This window comes from Pyxidicoccus sp. M6 (assembly GCF_055568925.1).
On the sequence record NZ_CM145714.1, the window covers coordinates 5,164,083 to 5,182,110 of the forward strand.

Sequence of the window (18,028 nt, forward strand, 5' to 3'; positions counted from 1 at the left end):
CAGCCCCGCGGAATGGCTACTCCGTGACGACGGTCAGGAGTTGCTGCGTCTGAGTGCCCAGGTTGTGCACCCAGATGCGGCGGCCCCAGCAGGACCAGTGGAACGTGTAGTACTGGTTCTGCTGCACGGTGAACCACTGGTCGTGCTCCGGCTTGCCCGTGGTGCACCAGATGTGGACGTCGGTGGGCTCGAAGGTCGCGCCGTAGCCGGTGATGCTGACCTTGGTCTCCAGGCCGTACCAGGATGGGAAGCCGCGCGTCTCGCCCGGCAGGAGGGTGCCCGTCTCACCGGCGGTCTGCGTGGCCAGCGGCGTGGCCTCGTCCACGGGCACCACCTGAGCCTCGTTCTGCTCCCCCATCTCCGCGCCGCCACAGCCAGCGAGCACGGCGAGCAGCGACGAATGCACCATCATCTTCTTGAACATGGAATCCCCCTGCGAATGCAGTCGAATGGAGTGACGAGACGCGAGGTCTCGCGGCCACGCGAACGCGCGGCCCGGGGACGGAGTGCATCGGGCCTTTGCCGGACGCCTTCGCCGTCCCGCTCGCAATACGAATGGCGGGGGAATTCCTGGTCGCGAGATTCTTGGGGCGCGCTCGCTTCCGCGGCTTCTTCAGAACCGGCCGGAGACTCCGCCCATGAACCCGCCACGCGGCGTGGTGCCGAAAGCGGGCACCACGGACATGCGGTCTTTCGTCAGCGAGAAGTGCGAGTCGGGCGACCGGTCCACGCTCCCCGACAGCTCGTAGCCCATCACCGCGCCCACCGTGGGCATGGCCAACAAGCCGACGACGCCCAGCGAGTCGTTGGCCGCCGCCACCAGGACGAGCCCCGAGCCCGTGCCGATGATGGCGCCCAGCAGCGTGCTGAAGAACCCGCCCCGGCCCTTCATCAAGCTGCCCGAGGTCCACGTTCCAATCGCCGAACCGAGCGCCATGCCGGACAGGCCCATGATGGCCGCCGTCGAGCAGTCCGTCTCGAACAGGTCGCACTCCGTCGTCACCACTCCGAGCGCGAAGCCGCCCGTTCCCATCAACAACATGCCCGTGCCTCCGGCCAGCGTCTCCAGCAGGATGCGCGGCGCGGTCGGCATTCCTCTCGAGGCCTGCATGACCTCGGGCTCCCCGGCCTCCGGGACGAAGGGCTCCGGCTCCACCTGCTCGGGCGCGGGCACGAGCGGCGGCGCGGCCACCGAGTCATCCGCGGGCACCGGCGAAACGGTGTCCTGCGCGAACGCCCATCCGGGCAGGAGCACACACACCAGCACGAAGGAGAGGAAACGGGACATGCGGGAAACCTACTCCGAAAGCGCATTCCCGGAGCAGGGGCCGTCCAGCGACAGGGAGTGCCTTGACGGCGAGTCGCGGTCCCCCCATCCTGCCGCGCCCCATGCCTGTCCTTCGTGGTGCTGTCACCTTCTCGCGCTTCCGGGCTGAACCGGCGAAGGAAGCGCCCTCTGATATCAAGCGCTGGCTCACGCGCGGCCTCAAGGCGCACGCGTTCGAGCCCATCGACCGCAAGTCCGAGGAGGAACGCGCGGCCGGCTTCGTGGAGCTGGAGAACGCCGACTCCATCGAGTTCCCCACCAGCCGCCTCTTCTACGGCGAGTACGCGCTCTTCGCCTTCCGCATCGACTCCATCAAGGTGCCCGCCGCCGCCATGAAGGCCGAGCTCACCAAGTGGGCCGCTGCCTTCGAGAAGGAGAATGACCGTCCGCCCAGCCGCGGCGAGAAGACGGCCTTCAAGGCCGAGGTCCGCCAGATGCTGCGCAACCGCGCCACGCCCCGCACCGCCGTGCTCGACGTGAGCTGGAACCTGAAGACGCAGCAGGTGCAGGTCTGGGCCGCCTCGCGCAAGACGGTGGACGAAATCACGGTGGCGCTGGAGAGCGCGCTCGGCGTGAAGTTCATCGGCATGACGCCCGCGGACCAGGCGCGCACCGAGGGACTCGACGAGGCCTCGCTGGGGCCCACGGCGGAGCTGATTGGCATGGACCTGCCGGCGACGGCGGTGGAGGAGGTGTCCCATGGCGAAGCGTGAGCAGGCTCGGGCTGAAGCGGCCTTCATGCGGGGTGAGACGGGCGTCGACGGCGTCGCCACCGAGGAGAAGCAGGACGAGGCCGAAGTCGAGAAGGGCAAGGCCCGCGAAGCGCTCCTGCGCGGCCGGGCCTACCTGGGCCGCGAGTTCCTCACGTGGCTCCTCTGGCGCTCCGAGTCCGGCGACGTGCTCATCGAGCACGAGGGCGAGGGCGTCACCGTGCTCTTCATGGGCCGGGTGGTGCTGCGCGGCGTGGCCGGCGACGTCACCGAGATGAGCGCCAAGGGCACCCTGGCGCCGTACTCCGAGCAGGTGAAGCACTCGCTGGACCGGGGCCTGCTGGTGGCCCAGGCGCGGCTGCGGTTCACCAATGGCGAGAAGGAGTACGAAGTCACGCTGGACTCCGAGTTCCTCGACGTGCGCGCGGCGAAGCTGCCGGCGCTGATGAGCGAGGAGGAGGACGACCAGATTTCAGAGCGCCTGTTCCTCATCGAGCAGCTCTCCGCGATGATTGACGCGCTGGTGATTGAGTACCTCGCCATCCGCGCGGGCAAGGCCTGGAGCAAGCAGGTGGTGCCGGCGATGAAGTCGTGGATGCGCGGCGAGGAGAAGGGCGCCGACGCGCTCTCCAAGGCCTCCCGCGCCAAGGGCCGCGAGGCCCGGGCCGCTCGGGCCTGATTCAGCGCGACGCCACGGGTGCGCGGCTTCGCCCGCGCACCCACGCGAGCGCGAGCCCGGGCACCAGCACCATGCCCGCGAAGAGGGCGAGGAACGACTCCCACTCCGCAGCGGTGGCGCCCAGGGCCGCATACGTGGCGGCCACGCCGAGGTTGGACAGCGCGCACACCGTGAAGAAGCTCCGCCGGGACATGCGGCTGGTGCCCGCGAAGACGACGGAGGCCTCCGCCAGCACCGGCACCGCGCGGAACACCAGCAGGAACCACGGGCCCAGCCGCTCATAGGCGCGCGCCAGCCGCAGCACCTCCGCTTCACCGGCCATGCGCCGCAGGGCCGACGTGCCCGCTCGCGCGCCCAGGCCGTAGCCCAGCGCGCAGCACGCCATCATCCCCAGCCAGTTGGTGGCCAGTCCGCCCCAGAAGCCCAGCAGCCCTCCGGCCGCGGTGCTCACGAGACTGGAGGGCACGGGCAGGAGGATGTCTCCGGCCAGCAGCCCGCCCAGCACCAGCGATACCTGCCACGCCGGAGGCCGCGCGGCGAGGAACCGCTGCGCCACCGAGTCCACGTCCGCGCCGAAGAGGGCGAAGGGCACCAGCACGAGCGCCAGCAGCAGCGCGCAGAAGGCCACCCAGCCCGCGATGGCGCGCGCTCGTTCCGGGCTCGGAGGCGTCAATCCCCGCGTGGGCTCAAGCATCCGCGACGGGGAGCCGGGCCGCGGCGGACATCAGCGACTGCTCGCGCTCGGCGGGAATCTCTCCCGCCGTCATGAAGGCGATGCCCACCACCGCGCGCACCTGGCCGGTGGCGTCCAGCACGGGCAGCGCCACCGCCGCGCGCGCGTCCACCGCCTTCGCGCCCGGCTTGATGCGCCCGCTGTCATCCTCCTTCAGGTTGCAGGTCTGCACCGGCGCCTTGCGCACCTGGGCCAGCCCCGCCATGCCCTTGCCGTACGGCACGTGGCGGACGGCGTCCAACACGGGCGGTGGGATGTTGAGCGCGGCGACCAGCTCCAAATCGGTGCCACGCTGAAGGTGGACGGTGCCCGCGGACGCGCCGTGCTCGGCGGCGAAGGACTCCAGCCACGCCTGATACGAGAGGGGGTTCACGCTCATGGCGTGCCGGATTGTGCGCCCCCGTTCGCGAGCCGGTCAACGCACCGGCCCGGCAAGCATGTGGCAGTCGACGTTGCCCTTGGATTCACGGCCCGCCGCGGATGCCGAAGATGGGCACCCACCACGGCTGCACGCCGCGCATCCGCACGAGGCCGCCGCCGGCGGTGAGCTCGATGAAATCGCCGTCGTCCAGCTCGAAGTGCCCCGCGAGCGCCAGGCCGCCGTAGGTGGCCGTCGCGTTCCGGTCCGAGATGACGAGCCGGTGCACGCCGTAGAAGGGCACCACGCCCACCACCGTGTCGTCGAGGTGCAGGCCGATGGACGCGGAGGCCTCCACTCCCACCACGCTGCCCGGGCCTCCCAGCGTGCCGATGCCGAAGTCGGTGGCCCCGCGCAACATCACCGCGGGCGCCACGCTCACGCCACCGAATTGCAAATAGTGGGACAGGCCCATGGACAGGCCATAGCCGGGCAGGGGGACGGGGCAGGTGGCCTCGATTGCGGAGCAGCCCAGCTCGCCCTGGAAGCCCACGTGCACGTCGGTGCTGCCTCCGATTGGAATGAGCACGTCCACGTCGTAGGCGACGCTCCACTGAGGGGAGGAGAAGGGCTCGCGGTTGCCCCGGAAGTCCTCCGGCGCCTGGATGGGCACGCTCAGCCGGGGGCCGGAGCGAAGGCCCAGCCGCTTCGTCACGTGGTCCGGAGGGCCGGGCACCAGCTGGATGCCCATGGGGCTCATCGTGGTGGGCGCGCAGCCGGCCAGCACCGCCAGCACGGCGCCCAGCATCCCTGTCGCGAGTCTCACGGCGGCTCCCTTTCCCGCTCGGGCGGGACGGGTCCCACGATAGCCCGGGCGGGCGCACATCCGCTCGGGCCTGACTGTTCAACCCGTGCCAATCCGGAGGAGGACGGTAGGTGTCGCCACCGGAGCGGGGCAGGATGCGAGCCGGCGCCGCCTGGTGGCGCCGGCCTCTCCCATGCTCGAGCTCCTCCTGGAATCCGGTCGATGAAGGCGCGTCCGTTACGCTTCCACCTCGCGTTGCTCGCCCTCGGGTTGCTCGTCCCCATCGTCATCTTCACGGCGGCGGTGTTGGACCGCTTCGCCGCCTCGCAGCGCACCGCCCGTGAGCAGGGCATGCGCGAGACGGCCCGGGCACTGGCGTTGGCCCTGGACCGCGAGCTGGGACAGTCCATCCGCGCGCTGGAGGTGCTCTCCCATTCCGAGCCGCTGGCGCGGGGCGACCTGAAGACCTTCTACGCGACGTGCAAGTCCGTCGTCCGCTCGCGGCAGCCGTGGACGTCGCTGGCGCTGATGGACACGGAGGGACGGACGCTCTTCACCACCGACACGCCCTATGGTGAGAGTGTGTCGAGCGAGGTGGACCGTCCCTACCTGCGCCAGGTGCTGGAGACGGGGCGGCCGGTCATCTCGGACTATCCGTTCAAGCGCATGCAGGGGCCGCCCACGGTGGTGGTGGCCATGCCGGTGCGGAATGAGGAGCGCGTCACCGGCATCCTGCTGGCGCACTACTCGATGCAGCACTTCGACCGGCTCTGGTCCGACCAGCGCATTCCCCGCGAGTGGGTGGGCACGGTGGTGGACGAGGAAGGCGTCATCCTCTCGCGCAGCCGCGGCGCGGAGCGCTTCGTCGGCATGTCGGCGCACGCGTCCTTCATCGCGAGCATGCGCGCCGCGGGCAGTGAGGGCTTCTTCCCCTCGGTGACGGTGGATGGGATGGAGGCGTACTCGGCGGTGTCCCGCTCGCAGGTGGTTCCCTGGACGATGGTGTTCTCCGCGCCTCGGGAGGTCATCTCCGCGCCCGTGAAGCGCTCCACGCTGGTGCTCATGGTGGCGGGGCTGGTCTGCTGTGCCGTCGCCGCGGGCTGGGCCACGTTGATGGGCCGCCGTATCACCCACCCGCTGAGGGCCCTGGCCCGCGCGGCCACGGACAGCGCGGCGACACCCGCCGCCTTCGCCCGGCTGGACACCACCGCCATCTCCGAGATGGAGGAGGTGCGTGTGGCGCTCGCGCGCACCACCGCGCTGGTGGCCGAGCGGGAAGAGGCCCTGCGCGCGAAGATGCGCGAGGCCGAGGCCGCGCGCGCAGAGGCCGAGGCCGCCAACCGCGCGAAGGACCAGTTCCTGGCCATGCTGGGGCACGAGCTGCGCAACCCGCTGTCCGCCATCACCAGCGGCGTGAAGGTGCTCTCCGTGGCCCGCGACGAGACGCGGCGCGAGCGCACGCGGGCCCTGGTGGAGCGGCAGGCCTTCCACCTGGCGCGGTTGGTGGATGACCTGCTCGACGTGGCCCGCGTCAGCAGCGGCCGCATCACCCTCCAGAAGGGCCCCATGGACCTGGGCGAGTGCGTGCGCCGCGCCATCGCCGCGCTGGAGTCCTCGGGGCGGACGCAGGAGCACCAGGTCGTCGTCGACGTGCAGCCGGCGCCGATGGAGGGCGACGAGAATCGCCTGTATCAGGTGGTCACCAACCTGGTGTCCAACGCGCTGAAGTACACGCCGGCCGGAGGCCGCGTCACCGTGCGCACGCGCGCGGAGGCGGAGCAGGTGGTGCTGGAGGTCTCCGACACCGGCGTGGGCCTCGCGCCGGAGGTGCTGCCGCGCGTCTTCGATTTGTTCTTCCAGGCCGACCACACCCTGGATCGCTCGCAGGGCGGGCTGGGCGTGGGCCTCACGTTGGTGAAGCGCCTGGTGGCATTGCACGGCGGCACCGTGGTGGCACGGAGCGAGGGAATCGCGCACGGGAGCACCTTCACGGTGGTCCTGCCGCGCGGCGCGTCGAGGGAGGCGCCCCAGTCCCGCGCCGGCACGGCCGGCCCGGTGGCCCGGCGGCGCATCCTGCTGGTGGAGGACCACGCCGACAGCCGCCAGCTTGTGCGCGAGCTGCTGGAAGAGGACGGGCACACCGTCTACGAGGCGGAGGACGGCCCGACGGGTCTGGAGAAGGCGCGCGAGCTGCGGCCCGACGTCGTCCTGTTGGACATCGGCCTGCCGGGGCTGGATGGCTACGCGGTGGCCCGGGCCCTGCGCGAGTCCGAGGCGGGGCGCGGGCCGAAGCTCATCGCCCTGACGGGGTACGGGCTGAAGGAGGACCGGGCTCGCGCCATGCAGGCCGGCTTCGACGAGCACGTGGTGAAGCCCGTGGACATCGTCCGCCTGCGCGAGGTGCTGTCCGCCTCCGAGGCCCAGGTGGGCGCGGCGTCCTGAAAATGGCCTCCCGAAAATAGATGTCCGGAGGCCCTCCGGTGGGACGTTGAGGGCCTGAAGCACCCGGCAGCGGGTGTGACACGAGGAGTCATCCGATGAGTGAGTTCGTCTATCTGTTCCGGTCCACCGAGGCGGAGCAGCGAGAGGCCATGGGGACGCCCGAGCGCGCGCAGCGGAGTCTGCAGACGTGGCTGGCGTGGATTCGGGAATTGGAAGCGAAGGGGCACCTGAAGGACCCGGGGCAACCGCTCGACCGGGCGGGTGCGGTGGTCCGCGGCAAGCAGAAGGTCGTCACCGATGGCCCGTACGCCGAGACGAAGGACCTGGTCCTGGGCTTCATCGTCATCGAGGCGAAGGACCTGGAGCAGGCCGTGGAGCTGGCGAAGGGCTGTCCCATCGTCGAAGGGGGCGGCTCGGTGGAGGTGCGCGCGGTGATGAAGGGGATGCTGTCATGATGCTCCGCTACGCTCGCGCGACATAGGCTGTTGCCGTGGCGTCCCTGCTGGAATTGAACGAGCACTTCTTCCGGCGCGAGGCGGGGCGGATGGTCGCCGCCCTGACCCGCATCTTCGGCGTGCACAACCTGGGGCTGGCGGAGGACGTGGTGCAGGACGCCTTCTGCCGGGCGATGGAGGTGTGGAAGACGCGCGGCATCCCGGAGAACCCGTCCGCGTGGCTCATGTTGGCGGCGAAGAACCGGGCGCTGGACATCGTGCGGCGCGAGCGGACGGCGCGCACCTTCGCTCCGGAGCTGGGGCGGTTGCTCGAAACGGAGTGGACGCTCGCGCCGCTGATTGACGAGGCGTTCGCCGCGAACACGATTCGCGATGAGCAGCTCCGGATGATGTTCTCATGCTGCCACCCGAGGCTGCCGGAGGAGGCGCGGCTCGCGCTCATCCTCAACATCCTGTGTGGCTTTGGTGCGCCGGAGATTGCGAGCGCGTTCCTCACGGGCCGGGCGGCCATCGAGAAGCGAGTCTCGCGCGGGAAGAAGGTGCTCGCGGGCTCTCGGAAGTTGTTTGATTTGGCGGATGCGGAGTTCTCCTCGCGCCTGGAGACGGTCCGCCGTGCGCTGTACATGCTGTTCAACGAGGGCTACCACGGCGCGTCCGCGAAGGGCGCGGTGCGGGCGGAGCTGTGTGAGGAGGCAATTCGGCTGACGGCGTTGCTGCTGGAGCATCCGCCGGCCGCGACGCCCACCACGTATGCGCTCGCGGCGCTGATGTGTCTCCATGCGGCTCGGCTTCCGGCGCGGATTGATTCGGCGGGTGAGTTGAGCGCGCTGGTGGACCAGGACCGGTCGCGCTGGGATGCACGGCGAATCGAGGAAGGGCTCGCGCTCTTCGAGCGCTCGGCGTCGGGGGAGGAGATGACGCCGTATCACCTGGAGGCGGCGATTGCCGTGGTCCACGCGAGCGCGCGCAGCCTGGAGGAGACGGACTGGGGTGCCATCGTTTCGCTGTACGACAGGCTGATGGACGTCGCTCCGTCGCCGGTGGTCGCGCTCAATCGAGCCATCGCCATCGGCGAGCGAGACGGGGCCGAGCGCGGGCTCGAAGCGCTTCAGGCGATTGAGGACCGCGAGCGGTTGGACAGCTACCCGTTCTTCCCCGCGGCACTGGGGGAAATGGAGCTTCGCCTCGGGCATCGTGACGCGGCGCGGAAGCACTTCCGGGCGGCGCTCGCGCTGGCGCGGAATGAGACGGAGCGGCGGTTCCTGGAGAAGCGACTGCGGGACTGCGCGAACGCGTAGGGCTCCAGGATGGAGCGATTGCGCCAATCCGGTGCGCCAGTCTGGAGCACTCGATGCTCCAGGTTGTGCTCAACCGCCCGGTGTCACGAGGGCGCATCGATGGCATCCAGGGTGCAGACCGGGCGTGGTCTGTCCTGCTCCGGAGGCTCGAATGATTGTTCCTGACCCGTTGCCGCTGTTCACGAGGATGACGCGCCTGGGCGCGCTGGTGGCCGTGGCCGGCGTGACGCTGTGGTGGGTGCGGAAGCATCGCCGAAAGGGCTCGCGGTCCGAACGCCAGACGGCCACGGCGTCGACCATCAGCCGAGGCACGTTGAAGCGAGTGGACACGAAGCCCGCGACGGAATCGCCGGGCCGAACCGAGCGTAATGGCAAGCCGCGTCCTGCGAAGGTGGCGGTCGGAGCCTGAAACGAGCTCGGCTTGTTATCCTCGGTCGCTGACAAGAAAGGTCGAGGGGCTCGCGGGCATGGAAGACGCTGAACGGAAGCAGCAGGAAGCGGCCCGGGCCAGGTCGGTCGAGTTCTGGCGACGGCACGACGAGATGGAAGCGAGGCTCACGCGTCCCGTGAGTGAGCGCATGCTCGACCTCGCGGGTGTCTCGGCGGGGATGCAGGTCCTCGACGTGGCCGCAGGACGTGGTGAGCCCGCCCTGCCCGCGGCCCACCGCGTGGGGCCGCATGGACGCGTGCTGGCGGCGGACCCGGCGGAGGGCGTGCTGCAAATCGCACGCGAGAGGGCACACCGGGAAGGCCTGACGAACGTCGAGTTCCTCGTGGCCGATGCCGAATCGCTTCAGGTGGGGGAGGGGGCCTTCGATGTGGCAACCCTGCGGTGGGGCTTGATGTACATGCGTGAGCCGGAGCGGGCGCTCCAGTGCATCCACCGCGCGCTGAAGCCTGGTGGCGCGTTCGTCATCGCCTCCTGGGCCGAGCCGTCTCGCGTCCCCTGGGCCTCGCTGGGCCGGAGGATGCTCGAACGCTACCGGGAGGTGTCTCTGCCCATCCCGGGCTCGAATGGACCCGGAGTGTTTCGTCACGCGGACAGTGCCACCCTGGACGCGGCCCTGCGAAGGCCGTGGGCGTGCCCTGACGCGAAGAGCAGGTGCGCTCCCCCGCCTGGCTGCCTTCCAGAGCTTCCTCCGGAAGAGCGTCACGGCGTGCTGGAGCGTCACATGCCGGAGCCGCTCCATCTACATGGTCAGCAGGAGGCACTGCATACCCCTCACTCCAGACCCTCCTGCACCTGGAAGGACACACCCATGAACAGCGACAAGGTCATCGAGAAGACCGAGCAGCAGGAGGAGCAGAAGAAGGCGGAGAAGAAGCTCACCATCCGCACCGGCATTCGTGGCGGGCTCGCGGTCCGCTTGATGATCGACTGACGAGACTTCGGGGAGCCCGAGCGTCCCTCGGGCTCCTCGGAGCCGCTCCCTTCCTTCTTCTCCCTCCACTCATGTGACGCCATGCCTCACGAGCTCGATTCGACCCTTGCCCGACTGATCGCCCCGATGACTCCGGAGGAATTCTTCGCGGAGTACTACGACAAGAAGACGCTGATCGTCCCCGGCTCGAAGGACAAGTTCGCGGGCATCTACACCGAGAAGACCTGGCGGAGCCTTCCCATGCGGGAAACCACCGCCGCCTTCGACACCGTCGTCAATGGGACTCCCGCCTCCAAGGCGATTCCCATCCAGCCCTCCCAGGTCCAGGACATGTACGAGGCGGGCCTCGTGACGGTGGGCCGCGTGGACCACCTCCCCGAAATCGCCGCGCTGATGGACGGACTGCGCGCGAGCCTGCAATTTCCCTCCGGCAAGAACTCCTTCGTGGACAAGGTGCTCTGTTTCGCCTCCAGGGACGACATCGGCTACCGGATGCACTGGGACGTCCACCACAACTTCATCCTGCAAGTCGACGGGCACAAGCACTGGCACTACGGCCTCACGCCCGCCGTCGAGGCTCCCCACAATGGCGCCTACGTCGTGGGGCCCGGCGAGGTCGCCGGCGTCTACGATGACCAGCCCGTGGTGATGCCGAACCTCGCCGAGCTCCATGAAGTCACGCTCGGCCCCGGCGACTTCCTCTACATGCCTCCCGGTGTCTGGCATGCGCCACGCGCGGTGGGCCACACCCTGCACCTGTCCGTGGCCATGGGGCACCGGCCCATCTTCAAGCTCATCGTCGACGTGCTGAAGGAGGAGTTCGGCAAGAAGGCCCGGTGGCGCCGGGGCTTCCCACTCAACACCGGCGCGGAGCGTACGTCCGGCGCCGTCCCCGAGCACGTCAAGGAGCTCTTCGAGCAGTGCATCGCGGACCTGCGGGACTCGCTGGGCAAGATGGACCTGAGTGTCTTCCACCGCGAGTGGAGCGCCGAGGTGGGCGAGCACCACCACCGCGCCCCGTCCGTTCCTCCCGCCCCGGTGGAGCGCCAGGAGCGCCTGCGGCGCGCCACCGCCGTGCCCGTCCGCTACTGCCTCGCGCCCTCCGAGGAGGCCCGTGGAGAGACGGACGTCTATGTCTACGCGGGAGACCGCACGCACCTGGCCCTGCCCGAGTCCGCGCTCACCTTCGTCGAGAAGTTCGCTACGCAGACGGAGTTCGTCGCGGAGCGCGCGCTCGGGTGGGACCGGGACTTCGACTGGCCCCAGGTGCAGGACGTGCTCACCCAGTTCGTGGCACGCGGCATCCTCGTCCGGGCTCCGGCCTGACCTGGCCCGCGCTCAGAGCGTCCTTGTGAATTTGTAGCTGCTGGAAGCGCGCTGGAAGCCAAGCGACTCGTAGAACCGGTGGGCGTTCTCGCGGTCGGCGCGGGAGCGCAGGGTGAGCAGCCGGCAGTGCTGTTCTCGCGCCCACTGCTCCGCGCGCGCCATCAGGGCCCGGCCACAGCCGGCTCCCCGGTGGGCCGCGTCGACGACGAGCGCGGTGACCTCAGCAGCGCGCGGTGTGTGCAGGGCGGGGCGCTCCTGGACGTGGAGCCAGCCAATGGGAGCGCCGTCTTCCTTCAACGCCACGAACAGCCCCTGACCGGGGCTCTGGCTCAGGTGGGCGAAGCGCTCCTCGAGCTCGGCGCGGGAGGCGGGATAGCCGAGCTGGCCACACAGGTCCATCAGCAGGGGAACGTCCTCGGCGCGGACGGGACGGATGGAGCAGGCGTTCATGGGCCGTACCTTGAACGCGATGGCGCAGGAGGCAAGGGGGAGCCATGCACGAAGGTACTTTCCTCAACTCGCTTCGCGCGGTGCGCGTCGACGGTGGCCCGGCCATGCGGCTGATGGCCCTGCTGGGCGTGCTCGTGACGGGAGCCTGGCTGGGTTGGTTCCTGCTGGCGAAGGTGACGGTCTACGAGCCCTCCACCCAGTCCCAGCTCGAGGTCAGCGGCGCGGCCGGTCCCGTCGAAGCCGCCGTCGAGGGTCAGGTCGTCTCCGCCGGGCTCACGCTCAGCCGCCAGGTGCGCAAGGGCGAGGTGCTGGTGGAGCTCGACTCCACGGCCCTGCGCCTTCAGCTCGCGGAGGAGCAGGCCCGCCTCCAGGCGCTGGACTCCCGCGAGCAGGTGCTCGAAGAGGCCATCGCCACCGCCAGGTCCAGCGCGCGCGGAGAGGTGAGGATGTCCACGCTGGACCGGGACGCGGCGCGCGCGGAGAAGGAGCGCGCCCGCCTCCAGGCCCAGCTCGCCGATGACGAGGCCCAGCGCGTCGCCGGCCTCCGGGCGCGTGGCGTCGTGAGCGAGGCGGAGGCGAACCGGCTCCTCTCCGAGTCCCGGCAGAGTGAAGCCTCCGCCGAGGCCCGGAGGCTGATGACGGAGCGCGCGACGCTCGACATCCGCGCCCGGTCCGACTCCCAGCGCGAGCGACTGCTGCACCTCCAGGACGAGCTGGCCACCCTGCGCGGAGAGCGCGAGGTCCGGACCACCACGGTGCAGCGGTTGGAGCACCTCATCTCGCTCCACCAGATTCGAGCGCTCCAGGACGGGACGCTCGGAGAGATTTCCCCGCTGCATGTGGGGGAGACGGTCAAGGTGGGGCAGGTGGTGGCCTCCATCGTCCCGCGCGAGGACGTGAAGGTCATCGCGCAGTTCTCCCCGAAGGCGGCGCTCGGGCGCGTCCAGGTGGGGCAGCGCGCCCGTGTCCACCTGGATGGCTTTCCCTGGACGCAGTACGGCGGCTTGACGGCCACCGTCTCCGCGGTGGCGGCGCAGGCCCGCGACGGCTCCATCCGGGTCGAGCTGGCGATTCCCCCCGGCCGCGGCTCCAGGCTCCCTCGCGAGCATGGCCTCCCCGGCACGGTGGAGGTCGAGGTGGAGCGCATCTCCCCGGCCCTCCTCGTGCTGCGCGCCGCGGGACGGCTGCTGGAGCCACAGACCCCAGGAGACACCCGCTGATGAACGCATCCCGAAGAAGGCTCCTGGTCCCCGAGGTGGTCCAGACGTCCAACATGGACTGCGGCCCCGCGACGCTGAAGTGCCTCTGTGAGGGCTTTGGCATCCCCGTCAGCTATGGCCGGCTGCGCGAGGCCTGCCAGACCGACCTGGATGGGACGTCCATCGACACGATGGAGGACGTGGCCGTCCGGCTGGGCCTGGACGCCGAGCAGGTGCTGATGCCTGTGGACCATCTGCTGCTGCCCTCCGCGAAGGCCCTGCCCGCCATCCTGGTGATGCGGCTGCCCAACAGCACCGCCCACTTCGTGGTCGTGTGGCGGCGCCAGGGGCCGCTCGTGCAGATGATGGACCCCGCGGCCGGCCGGCGCTGGATGCCCGTGAAGCAGTTGCTGCGCGAGCTCTACATCCACGCCATGAACGTCCCGGGCGATACGTGGCGCGGCTGGGCCAGCGGCCCCGAGTTCCGCGCCGCCCTCCAGGAGCACCTCGTGAGCCTGGGCCTGCCGTCCGACGAGGCCCGGTGTCTCATCGACTCCCGGCTGACGCAGCCCGGCTGGCGCCCCATCGCGGAGCTGGATGCGGCGACGCGGATGCTCCAGGAACTGCTGCGCGGCGGCGCCGTGCGGCCAGGGGCCTCGGCCATCCAGTTGCTCGACTCCGTGCTCGAGCACGTGGGCGCGTCCGACGCGCCGCTCGACGTCATCCCCCACCTGTACTGGTCGGCGCGGCCCGCTGGAGTGGAGGACTCTGACGAAGACCCTGTCACGGTGCGCGGCGCCGTGCTGGTGCGCATCCGTGGCGTGAGGCGCGGCGCGGAAGGGACTGGCGCAGAGCCCACGCAGCCCCTGGGGCGCGAGCTCGCCGCGGCGCTCCAGCATCAGCCCGAGCGCCCCATGCGCCAGCTCTGGGGCTTCCTACGCGCCGATGGTCACTTCAGGCCCTGGCCCGTGCTGGCGGGCCTGCTGTTCGCCGCACTGGCGGCGGTGCTGGAGGCCCTGCTGTTCCGTGGGGTGTTCGCGCTGACGAGCACCTTCGTCCTGCCCTGGCAGCGCATGGCGGGCATTGGCGTCTTCATGCTGCTGGGGCTGGGCCTGCTGTTCGTCGAGCTGCCCACCGCGTGGAAGGTCCGCCAGGTCGGGCGCCACCTGGAGCTGCTGCTGCGCGTGGAGTTCCTGCGCAAGCTGCCCTACCTGGGGGACCGCTACTTCCAGAGCCGCCTGAGCTCCGACATGGCGCATCGCGGACACGAGCTCTACCGGCTCCGGCTGCTCCCCGAACTGGGCGAGCGGGCCCTGCGCACGTTGCTGGAGCTGGCGGTCACCACCGTGGGCATCATCCTGCTGGCGCCGGGGAGCGTCCTGCCCGCGCTGCTGCTGTGCCTCGCGATGGTGCTGCTCCCGGTGCTGGCCTCGCCCTTCCTGTCGCAGGCCGACATGCGCATGCGGACGCACAGCGGCGCGCTCGCGCGCTTCTACCTGGACAGCCTCGTGGGGCTGGTCACCATCAAGACCCACAGCGCGGAGCGCTCGGTGCGCAGAGAGCACGAGGGACTGCTCGTCCACTGGATGGAGGCGGGCCTGCGCTTCCATGGCGCGGTGGCTTTGTTCGAGGGCCTGGGCACGCTGCTCGGCTTCGGGCTCGCGGCGTGGCTGCTGCTGCACCACGTCCCCGGTGGCCCGGAGAGTGGCACGGCCCTGTTGCTCGTCTACTGGCTGCTCAACGTGGCCATGCTCGGCCGCGAGCTCCTCTCGGTGGCGCTGGAGTACCCCGCCCAGCGCAACACCACGCTGCGCCTGCTCGAGCCGCTGGGCTCGCCCATCGCTCCGGATGCGAAGCGGCCCCTGGTCTCCGCGGAGGACACCCCACGCGAGCCCGGTGGCGCCCTCGGGGTCTCCATCGAGATGGATGACGTCACCGTCTCCGCGTCGGGCCACACCCTGCTGGAGGACATCGAGCTGTCCATCCAGCCCGGTGAGCATGTCGCCATCGTCGGCCCGTCCGGTGCGGGCAAGTCGACGCTCGCGGGAGTGCTGCTCGGCTGGCACCAGGCCTCGGCCGGGAGCGTCACCGTCGATGGCGCGCCGCTCGAGGGCGCCCGCGTCGAGTGGCTGCGGCAGCACATCGCGTGGGTGGACCCGGCGGCGCAGCTCTGGAACCGGCCGCTGCTGGACAACCTGACCTATGGGGCTTCGGACGCCTCGGGCGCGCTGCACGAGGAGACGCTCTCGCAGGCGGACCTGGTGGGCATCCTCAAGGCGCTCCCCGACGGACTGCAGACCGTGCTCGGCGAGGGCGGCGGACTGGTATCGGGAGGGGAGGGACAGCGCCTGCGCTTCGGGCGCGCGCTGTACCGTCCCAGGGCACGGCTGGTGATTCTGGACGAGCCCTTCCGGGGCCTGGACCGCGTGCAGCGCCAGACGCTCCTGGCCCGTGCGCGCGCCTTCTGGAAGGACGCCACACTGGTGTGCATCACCCACGACGTGAGTGAGACGCGCGCGTTCCCACGGGTGCTGGTCGTGGAGGACAAGCACCTCGTCGAGGACGGGGCGCCCGAGGTGCTCGCGAGCCCGGGGACGCGCTACCGGGCGCTGCTGGAGGCGGAAGACGAGGCGCGCGAGACCTTGTGGGGCGGCACGACGTGGCGGCGCGTCTGGTTGGCCGGCGGGAAGGGCCAGGCCCGGGCGCAGGAGCAGCGGACATGACGGAGACCTGGGACACCCTGGCCTGGTCCGGGCCGCAGCTCGGTGAGGCGCTCCCCACGCTCGCCGGGGCCAGCGGGCTCTCGCACCGGACGTCGTCGCCCGTTCCCCCGCCGCCGCTGGCGCTGCTCGGGGACTCGTCGGAGGCCTGGAACACCTGGCTCGAGGATGCGGCGGGCTGGCTCGGGCTGGAGGCGGAGGCGGTGGGCGCCATCTATCCCGAGGTGGCGCGGATGCTGTCCGGAGCGGGCCCCGCGCTGGTGCGCATCGCCGAGGAGGGCCCGCCCCGGTTCCTGCTCCTGGTGAAGAGCCACGGCCAGGACATGGAGCTGCTCGCGCCGGGCCTGCGGCGGGTGCGCGTCCCGCTGCGCCGGGTGCACGAGGCACTCTGCCAGGAGCAGGAGGCCACGCGGGATGGCTACATCCGCCGATTGCTCGACACGGCCCACGTCGCCGAGGGCGAGCAGGAGCGGGTGCGCTCGGCGCTGCTCCTCCACCAGCTCCGCGCGCGGTGGATTGGCGGGTGCTGGCTGCTGCGATATCCCCCGAGCGCTTCCTTCTGGAGCCAGGTGAAGCAGCACCGGTTGCACATCCGGTTCGCCCTGTTCATCCTGGCGCAGCTCGCCGCCTACGGTGGGTGGCTGCTGTCGTGGTGGATGATTGGACGCGGCGCGCTCGAGGGGCAGCTCGACCACGGCTGGCTGCTGGGCTGGGGGTTGCTGCTGCTGACGCTGGTGCCTCTGCGCATGTTCGGTGCGTGGACGGCGGGGCGCTTGTCCCTGGAAGGCGCGGGGTTGCTCAAGCGGCGCCTGCTCGCGGGAGCCCTGTTCCTGGAGCCGGATGAGATTCGCCAGGAGGGCGCGGGTCAGCTCCTCAGCCGGGTCATCGAGTCGGAGGCGATGGAGTCCATGGCCTCGGGCGGAGGGGTTCAGGCGCTGCTGGCGGTGCTGGAGCTGCTCCTGGCGGCCGGAGTCCTCGCCGCGGGCGCGAGCGGCCCGTGGCACCTGGGGCTGCTGGCCGTGACGCTGGGCGGCGCCGTGGCGCTTGGCACGGGGTACTGGAAGCTGCGGCGGGAGTGGACCTCGCAGCGCCTGCGGCTCACCCACGAGCTGAGCGAGCGCATGCAGGGCCACCGCACGCGCCTGGTCCAGGAGAGCCTGGAGCAGTGGCACCACGGGGAGGACGCGGCCCTGGAGCGCTACCAGGACGTGTCGCGGCGCATGGACCGGCGGCTGGTGATGCTGACCACCTTCGTGCCTCGGGCGTGGCTCCTCCTGGGGCTGATGGGGATGCTCCCGGCCCTGCTCGGCCGCGATGTCCCGGCGCCGCTGCTCGCGGTGAGCGTCGGAGGCGTGCTGCTCGCGCGTCAGGGACTCCAGCGTGCCGGGCTGGGGTTGTCACGGGTGGCGGGCGCGGCGATTGCGTGGAAGGCAGTGGACCGCATGTTCCAGGCGGCCTCGCGCGTCCAGGGCGAGCAGTCGCCGGGGCTGCTCGCCGCGCGTGGGCCCCGCGCCGACCCTGCTGGAGCGCCGGCGACGGTCATCGAGATGCAGGGGCTGACGTACCGCCACCCCGGGCGCAGCCGGCCCGTGTTGCAGGGAGTGGACCTGAGCCTCAAGAAGGGGGACCGGGTGTTGCTGGAGGGGCCGTCGGGCTGTGGCAAGTCGACCCTGGCGGCCGTGCTCTCCGGCGTGCGGGCACCGGAGGAGGGGCTGCTCCTGTCGCACGGGTTGGACCGGGTGACGCTCGGGGCGCGCGGCTGGCGGCGGCGCGTGGTGTCCGCGCCGCAGTTCCACGAGAACCACGTGCTCAGCGCGCCCTTCGCCTTCAACCTGCTCATGGGCCGGGGTTGGCCCGCGGGTCAGGCGGAGCTGCTCGAAGCGGAGGAAATCTGCCGCGAGCTGGAATTGGGCGGCCTGCTGGACCGCATGCCCGGAGGCATCCTCCAGGTGGTGGGAGAGACGGGCTGGCAGCTCTCCCATGGCGAGCGCAGCCGACTGTTCATCGGCAGGGCCCTGTTACAGAAGGCGGACCTGGTCATCCTGGACGAGAGCTTCGCCGCGCTGGACCCCATCACCCTCAAGCGAGTCATGGAGTGCGTGCTGCGGCGCGCGTCCACGCTCATGGTGATTGCGCATCCGTGA

At 70.7% G+C, this 18,028-nt stretch carries 17 protein-coding genes; 11 read left to right on the forward strand and 6 right to left on the reverse strand.

Translation table 11 applies throughout. From position 1 onward, the window contains the following. Positions 1–16 precede the first annotated feature (16 nt). Positions 17–424, reverse strand: a complete 408-nt coding sequence (locus ACVTJA_RS20585) for a hypothetical protein (protein ID WP_465838495.1) — start codon at positions 422–424, stop codon at positions 17–19. A 189-nt stretch (positions 425–613) separates the two neighbouring features. Continuing rightward, positions 614–1,288, reverse strand: a complete 675-nt coding sequence (locus ACVTJA_RS20590) for a hypothetical protein (protein WP_465838498.1) — start codon at positions 1,286–1,288, stop codon at positions 614–616. A gap of 101 nt (positions 1,289–1,389) precedes the next feature. Here ACVTJA_RS20590 and rdgC point away from each other — a divergent pair, with 101 nt between their 5' ends. Both rdgC and ACVTJA_RS20600 read left to right on the forward strand, forming a co-directional pair. Beyond that, positions 1,390–2,040, forward strand: a complete 651-nt coding sequence (gene rdgC, locus ACVTJA_RS20595) for a recombination-associated protein RdgC (RefSeq protein WP_465838500.1) — start codon at positions 1,390–1,392, stop codon at positions 2,038–2,040. After that, a complete protein-coding gene (locus tag ACVTJA_RS20600) occupies positions 2,027–2,716 on the forward strand; it encodes a hypothetical protein (protein ID WP_465838501.1) in 690 nt (229 codons plus the stop codon). Before rdgC ends, ACVTJA_RS20600 begins: the two co-directional genes overlap by 14 nt. A gap of 1 nt (position 2,717) precedes the next feature. Here ACVTJA_RS20600 and ACVTJA_RS20605 read toward each other — a convergent pair whose 3' ends face one another. From ACVTJA_RS20605 to ACVTJA_RS20615, 3 genes are all read right to left on the reverse strand, one after another. Further along, on the reverse strand, positions 2,718–3,389 hold the full coding sequence (locus ACVTJA_RS20605; protein WP_465838503.1) for a VTT domain-containing protein: 672 nt from the start codon (positions 3,387–3,389) through the stop codon (positions 2,718–2,720). Positions 3,390–3,402: 13 nt separating this feature from the next. Continuing rightward, positions 3,403–3,828: a GAF domain-containing protein gene (locus ACVTJA_RS20610; RefSeq protein WP_465838505.1), complete on the reverse strand. Its 426-nt coding sequence runs from the start codon at positions 3,826–3,828 to the stop codon at positions 3,403–3,405. 85 nt (positions 3,829–3,913) lie between these two features. Next, positions 3,914–4,633, reverse strand: a complete 720-nt coding sequence (locus tag ACVTJA_RS20615; RefSeq protein ID WP_465838507.1) for a hypothetical protein — start codon at positions 4,631–4,633, stop codon at positions 3,914–3,916. A 201-nt stretch (positions 4,634–4,834) separates the two neighbouring features. On the opposite strand from ACVTJA_RS20615, the gene ACVTJA_RS20620 reads away from it, so the two are divergent. The 6 genes from ACVTJA_RS20620 (at position 4,835) to ACVTJA_RS20645 (ending at position 11,515) form a co-directional block, all read left to right on the forward strand. Next, positions 4,835–7,054 carry a hybrid sensor histidine kinase/response regulator gene (locus ACVTJA_RS20620; protein WP_465838508.1) on the forward strand — a complete coding sequence of 740 codons (2,220 nt, stop codon included), beginning with the start codon at positions 4,835–4,837 and terminating at the stop codon, positions 7,052–7,054. 95 nt (positions 7,055–7,149) lie between these two features. After that, positions 7,150–7,509, forward strand: a complete 360-nt coding sequence (locus ACVTJA_RS20625) for a YciI family protein (RefSeq protein ID WP_465838510.1) — start codon at positions 7,150–7,152, stop codon at positions 7,507–7,509. 35 nt (positions 7,510–7,544) lie between these two features. Next, complete coding sequence (locus tag ACVTJA_RS20630; protein ID WP_465838511.1) at positions 7,545–8,807, forward strand: RNA polymerase sigma factor; 1,263 nt, start codon at positions 7,545–7,547, stop codon at positions 8,805–8,807. A 151-nt stretch (positions 8,808–8,958) separates the two neighbouring features. Continuing rightward, positions 8,959–9,216: a hypothetical protein gene (locus tag ACVTJA_RS20635; protein ID WP_465838513.1), complete on the forward strand. Its 258-nt coding sequence runs from the start codon at positions 8,959–8,961 to the stop codon at positions 9,214–9,216. A 58-nt stretch (positions 9,217–9,274) separates the two neighbouring features. Beyond that, positions 9,275–10,189, forward strand: coding sequence for a class I SAM-dependent methyltransferase (locus ACVTJA_RS20640; protein ID WP_465838515.1), 915 nt, complete (start codon positions 9,275–9,277; stop codon positions 10,187–10,189). Positions 10,190–10,315: 126 nt separating this feature from the next. Beyond that, positions 10,316–11,515, forward strand: coding sequence for a JmjC domain-containing protein (locus ACVTJA_RS20645; RefSeq protein WP_465838517.1), 1,200 nt, complete (start codon positions 10,316–10,318; stop codon positions 11,513–11,515). A 12-nt stretch (positions 11,516–11,527) separates the two neighbouring features. Here the strand turns inward: ACVTJA_RS20645 and ACVTJA_RS20650 are convergent, their stop codons facing one another. Beyond that, on the reverse strand, positions 11,528–11,965 hold the full coding sequence (locus tag ACVTJA_RS20650; RefSeq protein WP_465838519.1) for a GNAT family N-acetyltransferase: 438 nt from the start codon (positions 11,963–11,965) through the stop codon (positions 11,528–11,530). A gap of 44 nt (positions 11,966–12,009) precedes the next feature. On the opposite strand from ACVTJA_RS20650, the gene ACVTJA_RS20655 reads away from it, so the two are divergent. Genes ACVTJA_RS20655 through ACVTJA_RS20665 form a run of 3 tightly spaced genes read left to right on the forward strand, consistent with a single transcriptional unit; the run spans position 12,010 to position 18,028 of the window. Further along, complete coding sequence (locus ACVTJA_RS20655; RefSeq protein ID WP_465838520.1) at positions 12,010–13,185, forward strand: HlyD family secretion protein; 1,176 nt, start codon at positions 12,010–12,012, stop codon at positions 13,183–13,185. Beyond that, positions 13,185–15,887: an ATP-binding cassette domain-containing protein gene (locus ACVTJA_RS20660; RefSeq protein WP_465838521.1), complete on the forward strand. Its 2,703-nt coding sequence runs from the start codon at positions 13,185–13,187 to the stop codon at positions 15,885–15,887. The genes ACVTJA_RS20655 and ACVTJA_RS20660 overlap by 1 nt, the downstream gene beginning before the upstream one ends. Continuing rightward, positions 15,884–18,028: an ATP-binding cassette domain-containing protein gene (locus ACVTJA_RS20665; RefSeq protein ID WP_465838522.1), complete on the forward strand. Its 2,145-nt coding sequence runs from the start codon at positions 15,884–15,886 to the stop codon at positions 18,026–18,028. Before ACVTJA_RS20660 ends, ACVTJA_RS20665 begins: the two co-directional genes overlap by 4 nt.

Bases quoted from the DNA above. Each gene is read 5' to 3' on its own strand.
- ACVTJA_RS20645 (WP_465838517.1), top strand. From the start codon at position 10,316: ATGACTCCGGAGGAATTCTTCGCGGAGTACTACGACAAGAAGACGCTG.
- ACVTJA_RS20625 (WP_465838510.1), top strand. From the start codon at position 7,150: ATGAGTGAGTTCGTCTATCTGTTCCGGTCCACCGAGGCGGAGCAGCGA.
- ACVTJA_RS20660 (WP_465838521.1), top strand. From the start codon at position 13,185: ATGAACGCATCCCGAAGAAGGCTCCTGGTCCCCGAGGTGGTCCAGACG.
- ACVTJA_RS20665 (WP_465838522.1), top strand. From the start codon at position 15,884: ATGACGGAGACCTGGGACACCCTGGCCTGGTCCGGGCCGCAGCTCGGT.
- ACVTJA_RS20640 (WP_465838515.1), top strand. From the start codon at position 9,275: ATGGAAGACGCTGAACGGAAGCAGCAGGAAGCGGCCCGGGCCAGGTCG.
- ACVTJA_RS20650 (WP_465838519.1), bottom strand. From the start codon at position 11,965: ATGAACGCCTGCTCCATCCGTCCCGTCCGCGCCGAGGACGTTCCCCTG.
- ACVTJA_RS20655 (WP_465838520.1), top strand. From the start codon at position 12,010: ATGCACGAAGGTACTTTCCTCAACTCGCTTCGCGCGGTGCGCGTCGAC.
- rdgC (WP_465838500.1), top strand. From the start codon at position 1,390: ATGCCTGTCCTTCGTGGTGCTGTCACCTTCTCGCGCTTCCGGGCTGAA.
- ACVTJA_RS20610 (WP_465838505.1), bottom strand. From the start codon at position 3,828: ATGAGCGTGAACCCCCTCTCGTATCAGGCGTGGCTGGAGTCCTTCGCC.
- ACVTJA_RS20635 (WP_465838513.1), top strand. From the start codon at position 8,959: ATGATTGTTCCTGACCCGTTGCCGCTGTTCACGAGGATGACGCGCCTG.
- ACVTJA_RS20600 (WP_465838501.1), top strand. From the start codon at position 2,027: ATGGCGAAGCGTGAGCAGGCTCGGGCTGAAGCGGCCTTCATGCGGGGT.
- ACVTJA_RS20620 (WP_465838508.1), top strand. From the start codon at position 4,835: ATGAAGGCGCGTCCGTTACGCTTCCACCTCGCGTTGCTCGCCCTCGGG.
- ACVTJA_RS20590 (WP_465838498.1), bottom strand. From the start codon at position 1,288: ATGTCCCGTTTCCTCTCCTTCGTGCTGGTGTGTGTGCTCCTGCCCGGA.
- ACVTJA_RS20585 (WP_465838495.1), bottom strand. From the start codon at position 424: ATGTTCAAGAAGATGATGGTGCATTCGTCGCTGCTCGCCGTGCTCGCT.